The sequence below is a fragment of the Verrucosispora sp. SN26_14.1 genome (assembly GCF_004307965.1).
Taxonomy (GTDB): Bacteria; Actinomycetota; Actinomycetes; order Mycobacteriales; family Micromonosporaceae; genus Micromonospora.
This window is the reverse complement of record NZ_SISL01000391.1, coordinates 1-5,438: the sequence shown is the minus strand read 5'-3', so window position 1 is coordinate 5,438 and position 5,438 is coordinate 1. Positions and strand designations below refer to the sequence as shown.

5 protein-coding genes and 1 pseudogene are annotated in these 5,438 nt (G+C 73.4%); 3 read left to right on the top strand and 3 right to left on the bottom strand.

The window, feature by feature from the left end:
• Positions 1-349, top strand: a pseudogene (locus tag EYA84_RS25165) (F420-0--gamma-glutamyl ligase); the annotation flags it as partial.
• A gap of 52 nt (positions 350-401) precedes the next feature.
• On the opposite strand, the gene EYA84_RS25160 reads toward EYA84_RS25165, so the two are convergent.
• Positions 402-1,391 (bottom strand): helix-turn-helix transcriptional regulator, encoded by a 990-nt coding sequence (locus EYA84_RS25160; RefSeq protein WP_131055956.1) that lies wholly within the window; start codon positions 1,389-1,391, stop codon positions 402-404.
• A gap of 325 nt (positions 1,392-1,716) precedes the next feature.
• On the opposite strand from EYA84_RS25160, the gene EYA84_RS25155 reads away from it, so the two are divergent.
• The gene (locus EYA84_RS25155; RefSeq protein WP_236145952.1) at positions 1,717-2,331 is read left to right on the top strand and encodes an NUDIX hydrolase; all 615 of its coding nucleotides are present in this window, start codon (positions 1,717-1,719) and stop codon (positions 2,329-2,331) included.
• Here EYA84_RS25155 and EYA84_RS25150 read toward each other — a convergent pair.
• Together EYA84_RS25150 and EYA84_RS25145 are read right to left on the bottom strand one after the other, a co-directional pair.
• Complete coding sequence (locus tag EYA84_RS25150) at positions 2,300-3,391, bottom strand: mannose-1-phosphate guanylyltransferase (protein WP_131055952.1); 1,092 nt, start codon at positions 3,389-3,391, stop codon at positions 2,300-2,302. The genes EYA84_RS25155 and EYA84_RS25150 overlap by 32 nt on opposite strands.
• Positions 3,392-3,439: 48 nt before the next feature.
• Complete coding sequence (locus tag EYA84_RS25145; protein WP_131055950.1) at positions 3,440-4,585, bottom strand: glycosyltransferase family 1 protein; 1,146 nt, start codon at positions 4,583-4,585, stop codon at positions 3,440-3,442.
• 151 nt (positions 4,586-4,736) lie between these two features.
• On the opposite strand from EYA84_RS25145, the gene EYA84_RS25140 reads away from it, so the two are divergent.
• A complete protein-coding gene (locus EYA84_RS25140; RefSeq protein ID WP_131055948.1) occupies positions 4,737-5,426 on the top strand; it encodes a TIGR03089 family protein in 690 nt (229 codons plus the stop codon).
• The last annotated feature ends 12 nt before the right edge of the window (positions 5,427-5,438 follow it).

Genomic DNA, 5,438 nt, shown 5'->3' with positions numbered 1-5,438 from the left:
GGCCGACGCCGCACACCTGCCGGACCGCCCCGGCGAGTCCCGCCCCGATCCGGCGGTGGTCGCCGCGGCGATCGCCTCGGTCATCGACGTCGTCGCCCCCGGCACCGTGTTCACCCAGGTCGTCGACGACGACGTACGCGCCGGACTGGTCAACACCGTGCCCGGCTGGCCGGGCCGCGCCACCGGACTGGTGCTGTGCTCCCCGCCCACCCCGGTCGGCCCGGTGCAGCTGGTCCGGTTCGGCACCGACGTGCAGAAGCTGCGGACCGCCCTCGCGGCCCACCACGTCCCCTCCCAACTCCTCCCCCCACCGCCGGCCACCACCGCCGCCGCCTCCCTGGCCCTCTGAGGACCCGCCACCGGGCCCGCCCGGTCGAGAGCCGACCGCCGGTGCCGGTCGGTCAGGGGTTGAGCAGGGCGCGGCCCAGCGGGGTGGGGGTGTGCAGGACGGTGTTGCGGTCGCGGTGGCTCACCAGCAGGCCGGCGTTGCGCAGCACGGTGGTGTGCTGGCTGGCCGCCGCCGCCGAGATCCGCAACCGGCGGGCCAGCTCGCCCGTGCTGCACCCGCCGTCGGTGGCGGCCAGGACCGCCGCCCGGGTCCGGCCGAGCAGCGCCGCCAGCGCCGTACGGCCGGTGCCGGCGCCGTCGGCCCCGTCGACGACGAGTCCACCCAGCCGGTCCACCGGATAGACCAGCACCGGCGGCAGCTCCGGGTCGACCAGCGCCACCGGTGTCTTCGCGCAGAAGAACGACGGCACCAGCAGCAGCCCCCGCCCCAGCAGGTGCAGTTCACGGCTGTTCGGATAGTCGGGGATGTGCAGCACGCCGGACTCCCAGCGCACGCCGGGCCGCAGGGAGGTCAGCAGACCCTCGATCCCGCCGTCGAGCATGGCCCGCGCCCGCCGGTTCCGGTCGGCGTCCACCGCCGCCTGCACCCGCTCCCAGTAGGGACCGAGCGCCAGGTCGCGGTACCGGCTCATGGCATCGGTCAGGTCGTCCAGCGCCCGCGGCTCGCCCCGGGCCACGGCGTCGGCCCCGGTGGGCAGGCTCCGACCGCTGGCCAGCCGGCTCAGGTCGCGGTGCAGCAGGGTGGCAGGGGTACGCCGCAGCGCCTCCATCCCGGCCTCGAACCCGCCCACGCTCTCGTGCGGGGTGAGGAAGTCCGGGAAGTAGCCACGCGGCGGGTTCAACGCCAGCAGCAGCCGCAGCCCGTCGGCGTCATCCTGCCGGCGCAGGCCGCGCATGACCTCACGTCGCCAACCGGCGAGCAGTGGGTCCCGGCTGCGTCCGGGCAGCAGGTGCAGGCTCAGCACCACTTCCCAGATCGGGTCCGCAGCCGGAGCGACTCTGGTCCGGAGGATGTCCTCGCCGGAGAAGTGGATCTTCAGCATGGAACGGCTCCCCGTCACCCGACCGAGGGACGCCCGGCGACGCTAGGCACTTTACCTGGGACACATCGCCTTGGTCTGTTAAGCGTGGGCTAAAAGACCTCGACTCGCGCCGCCCGGGTCCGCCATGCTCTGCGTGCCGCAGGGACAGCACGCATCGCGTGCCGCCACTGCGGAGTCCGGGGGCCGCAGGACGGCTCGACCGGGTGGCACCGCACGAGGGTCTGCGGCTCACGCTTCCGCAGGGGTGCCGCCCGGTCGTCCACCGTCCCGCCCCGCAACTCCCCTCCCACCCGCCCGTACGCTGTGCGGGACGGAAGGAGGGGCCGTGTCGACGCCTCACGCGACCGAGGAGCACCCGCAGGCCCCGGAGCACGGTTGGGCCGCACTGCACACCGACGCGTCGGCGGTCCTCACCGGATGGACGCCGACCAGCCCGGACGCCGCGACCGCCCGGGCCCGCACCCTCGACCTGCTGACCGCCGGACCGGTCGCGATGAGCCGCGAGCACCGGGCCGGACACGTCACCGCCAGCGCCCTGCTGTTCGACTCGACCGGCACCCGCGTGCTGCTCTGCCTGCACCGCAAGTTCCACCGCTGGGTGCAGCTCGGCGGGCACTGCGAGTCGGGCGACCGGACACTGGCCGGGGCCGCGCTCCGCGAGGCGACCGAGGAGTCCGGCATCACCGGCCTGCGGGTGGACCCGGTGCCGATCGACGTGGACGTGCACGAGGTCGGCTGCCGGGGCGGTTCCCTGCACCACGACGTACGCTTCGCCGTCATCGCCCCGCCCGGCGCGGTCGAGACGGTCAGCGCGGAGTCCGAGGCGCTCGGCTGGTTCCCGCCGGACCAACTGCCGCAACCGCTGGCCGGCGGGACCGCCCGGCTCATGCCACCCGGACTGGCCGCGTTCAGACGAGCCGGTCCTCACCTCGCGCCTTGAGTTCGTCCACGATCGCCTTGACGTCCTGGGCGCGATCGCGCGGGCAGACCAGCAACGCGTCCGGCGTGTCGACCACGATCAGGTCGCGCACGCCGACGCCGGCCACCATCCGCCCGGACTGCGGCACCACCACACACCCGCTGCTGTCGCGCAACAGCACCTCGGCCTTGACGTCGCCACCGATCACCACGTTGCCGGCGTCGTCGGTCGGCAACACCTCACCGAGGGTGTGGAAGTCGCCCACGTCGTTCCAGCGGAAGTCGCCCGGCACCGTGGCGACCCGACCGGCGCTCGCCGCGCCCTCCATCACCGCGTAGTCGACCGAGATCTTCGGCAGCGTCGGCCAGACCGCGCCGAGCACGTCGTCCTGCTCGGGGGTGCCCCACACCGCCGCGATCGCGGTCACGCCGGTGTGCAGGGCGGGCTGCTGGCGGGCCAGCTCGGCGAGGAACGCCGACACCCGCCAGACGAACATGCCGGCGTTCCACAGATACCGACCGGACCGGACGTACGCCTCGGCGACCTCGGCGTTCGGCTTCTCCTTGAACTCGACGACCGGACGCATCGGACCGTCACCCACCGGATCACCGGTCTGGAGGTACCCGTAGCCGGTCTCCGCCCGGGTCGGGGTGATCCCGACGGTCATCAGCAGACCCTGGTCCGCGCCCCGGACCGCCGCCTCGACCGTCTCCACCCACCGCTCGGGCTGACCGATGAGGTGGTCCGCCGCGAACGACCCCATCACCGCGTCCGGGTCCCGCACCGCGATCACCGCCGCGGCCAGCGCGATGGCCGCGCAGGAGTCCCGCGGCGACGGTTCGATGAGGATGTTCTCCTCGGGGAGCCCGGTCAACTGGCGGGCCACCGCCGCCGCGTGCGCGGCTCCGGTGACCACCATGGTCCGCTCCGGAGTGGTCAGCGGCGCCGCCCGCTCCACCGTCGCCTGGAGCAACGAGGCCGGGGTGCCGGTGAACGGGTGGAGGAACTTGGGGTGGCCGGAGCGGGACAGCGGCCACAACCTTGTGCCACTGCCACCCGCCGGAATGACGACATAGATCACCAGGACATCATGCCCGAACCGCCCGCTCCGGGTGCCGGGTTGCCACCGTCAGGCGCGTACTCGTGACCAGGCGGCGATGTGCACCTCGGCGCTCGACTCCCAGGTGAACTCCTTGGCCCGGTCGAGTCCGGCCTTGGCCAGCGACAACCGACGCGGCTCGTCGTCGAGCAGCGCGACCAGGTCGGTGGCGATCTGGTCCGGGTCCTCACTGGTGTACGCCACCGCCTCACCGCCCACCTCGGGCAGGGAGAGCCGGGGCGTGGTGAGCACCGGCGCGGCGCACGCCATCGCCTCCAGCACCGGCAGACCGAAACCCTCCCCGTAGGACGGATAGGCGGCCACCAGGGCACCGCCGAGGAAACCGGGCAGGTCGGCGTACCGCAGATAACCGGGGCGCAGCAGCCGCAGGTGCGACGGCACCTCGGCGGCGGCCCGGTCGATGTCGTCGTCGTGCCCCTGACCACCGGCGATCACCAGGGCCGGCGGGTCCTCCCGGTCGGTGACCGCCCGGGCCCACCCACGGATCAGGTTCGGCACGTTCTTACGCGGCTCCTTCGCGCCGTGGAAGGCCACGTAGCTGCTGCCGCCCAGGCCCAGCCGGGCGCGTACCCGGGCCTTCTCCTCGTCGCCGGGGGCGTGGAAGGCGTCCTGGTCGACACCGTGGTAGGCCACGTCGATCCGGGTCGGATCGGCGTCCAGCAGCCGGATCAGCTCGTCCCGGGTGGCCTTGCTCGGCACGATCACCCGGTTGGCGCGGCGCAGCGAGGTCTTGATCGCGCTGCGGAAGAACGTCCGGCGGGACTTGTCGTAGTGCTCCGGCTCGGTGAAGAAGGTCGCGTCGTGCAGGGTCACCGTGACCGGGCAGCCGGCCCGCAACGGGCAGGTGTAGAAGGGCGAGTGCAGCACCTCGGCACCGACCTGCTGCGCGAGCAGGGGCAGGCCGGTCTGCTCCCAGGCGAGCCGGGCGGGACGGTGCGCGACGGCGGCGGGAGCGGGGACGATCTCGGCTCCGGGCAGCATCCGGCGATAGCGGTCCAGGTCGGTGCGGAGACTGACCACGACCAGTTCCACCGCCGACCCGCACACCTTGCCGAGGGCGCCGAGCAGACCGTCGACGTATCTACCGACGCCCCCGCGGTCGGCGGGGACACTCGTGGCGTCGATGAGCACGCGGGGCGGGCGACCGGCGGTCACGGGGCGACTCCTTGTGGTGGCGGGACTGTGGGGAACAACACTTCGGGCAAGCCTACGCCGGTGCCGAGTACGGACGCTGACTCCGACCCGACGGTTCGCCGACTTGTGACTGTCATCGAGTACGCGCGGCGGCGGCGTATCGTTCGCGCCGATGGCCGACAACATTGCCCGCGTCCTGCCCGACGCGATCGCGACCGACCCGACCCGACCGCTGCTCACCTGGTACGACGACGCGACCGGTGAACGCACCGAACTCTCCGGCGCCACGTTGACGAACTGGGTGGCCAAGACCGCCAACCTGCTCGTCGACGAACTGTCGCTCGGGCCCGGTGACACTGCGGCGGTGCTGCTGCCACCACACTGGCAGACCGCCGCCGTGCTGCTCGGCTGCTGGTCGGCCGGCCTGACCGTGGCCGATCGACCGAATGCCGTGGACGTCCTGTTCGCCACCGCCGACCGGGCCGCCGAGGCGGACGCCTGGTCGGCCGCCGACCGGTACGCGCTCGCCCTGCACCCGTTCGCGCTGCCGCTGCGGGAGGTGCCGTCCGGCTTCGCCGACTACGTGACCGAGGTACGCGCCCACGGCGACCACTTCGGCGCGTACCCGCCCGGCGGACCGGGCCACGTCACGCTGCGTGAGCGGGCGACCGCCCGCGCGACCGAGTTGGGCATCTCCCCGGGCGAGCGGGTCCTGATCGACGTGGACGCCCTGCCCGACCCGGTCGACTGGCTGCTCGCCCCGCTCACCGCCCGCGCGTCGACCGTCCTCTGCGCCCACCCCGACCACACCCGACTACCCACCCGAGCCGCCACCGAAAAAGCCACCCGAACCCTCCCCTGACCCCCTTCCCCC

Coding starts and splice junctions, on each gene's coding strand:
- EYA84_RS25160 (WP_131055956.1), bottom strand. CDS start 1,391: ATGCTGAAGATCCACTTCTCCGGCGAGGACATCCTCCGGACCAGAGTC.
- EYA84_RS25140 (WP_131055948.1), top strand. CDS start 4,737: ATGGCCGACAACATTGCCCGCGTCCTGCCCGACGCGATCGCGACCGAC.